1 pseudogene is annotated in these 1,505 nt (G+C 44.1%); it reads right to left on the bottom strand.

Features of this window, described 5'->3' with window-relative positions:
- Positions 1–273: 273 nt before the first annotated feature.
- Positions 274–1,454 (bottom strand): annotated as a pseudogene (locus F6K51_RS37065) (IS630 family transposase).
- Between the last annotated feature and the right edge of the window lie 51 nt (positions 1,455–1,505).

The raw sequence follows: 1,505 nt of genomic DNA, 5'->3' as shown, positions 1-1,505 counted from the left end.
TCCTTGATTCAGCAATGGCAGAAAATGAGGGTGAGCCTTTTGGTGGTGCGTTACGGGGCGGACTATCCCAACACTGGCTACGAGGCGAAAAATCCGAGGCTTTCCGCCCCTAACGCACCCTACTGGCTGATATTCATTCCTTGATTCAGCAATGGCAGAAAATGAGGGTGAGCCTTTTGGTGGTGCGTTACGGGGCGGACTATCCCAACACTGGCTACGAGGCGAAAAATCCGAGGCTTTCCGCCCCTAACGCACCCTACTGGCGTGGCAAGCTTAATTTGATGCATTAGAATTGTCGGATTCAACATCTTCAAAAACAGGATAAAGATGCTTCAATTTAATTCGTGCATCTTGGGTTGTGAAATGCCAAATTACCTTACTAGCTGTGCGATTTCGTTCTTTTTGCCACGCATTTAATTCCGATGCTAGTTTCTCAGATGTGGGAATACGTCGAGCCAGGCATTGCTGTGACAAAACACTGAGTTCTATCTCGGCAACATTAAGCCAACTGCCATTACGAGGTGTATGATAAATCTCTAATCTTCTGGCAAGGCGGTGTGCTTCTGCTGCGGGAAAAGCTTTGTAGAGAGAAGCGATGTTATGAGTATTGAGATTATCGCAGAGTAATTTAACAATGTTTGCTTGGGGATAGTCTACATCCAATAATTGCCTAATCTCTTCTGCCCAATCAATACTGGTACGACTGTCACGGTTACGTTCCTCTTCGCCATCCGACCTTGGGGTCAAAGAACATAAATAAAGCTTGAGTCCCAACGCGTGTGTAGTGATAATCCTCCTTGGCATCATGACCTGGTTGCATTTTAATTGGTTCGATTAGATGTCCAGTTAGTTGTATCGCTGCTTCATCCATACAAATCAGAGGCTCACTTGGGCTATGTTGGCTGCAAAAGATATCGAGAACAACTTCCATTTCTGCCACGAAGCGGGCGTTCATCTCTTTCGGGAATACAAAAACGTTGTTTTTTCCACGGACGTAGTTGGTTTTTTTTAGATAGCTACGTACTGTTTCATGAGAAATTTCCGTGACTATTCCTCGTGTTTTCAATTCTTTAGTTAATAGCCTCAAGCTCCAGTGCGCTCTACCTAATGGTGGTGTGGAGCAATCATATTGCGATTAGTTGGGCAAATTGTTCGACCTTCAGTTTCGGTGGTAGGGGTTGGGAAATGCGCTGACGACGATTCAAGCACGGGTTCATTCCTTGCTGTAAAAACCTTTTCCTTTTCCTGCCTACTGTGTTACGATGCACATTTAATGCCGAACTGATTTCTTCATCTGTCCATTTTTGTTTAGCTTGAGTACTTTCATCACACATCAATAAAACCTGAGCATGAAGTATTTTCTTTGTCGGTGCATGACCATTACGACTAATTCCTTCCAGTTTTTCTCTCTGGTCTGAAGTTAGAAAAACCATTACCCGACGACCTCTTCCCATATTATCCAGTTTGTTTTCTGTCTATTACACTATTTTAAGCTTGCCACGCCA

Source organism: Moorena sp. SIO3I8 (genome assembly GCF_010692325.1).
GTDB lineage: Bacteria > Cyanobacteriota > Cyanobacteriia > Cyanobacteriales > Coleofasciculaceae > Moorena.
This window is presented reverse-complemented; position numbering and strand designations above follow the sequence as displayed.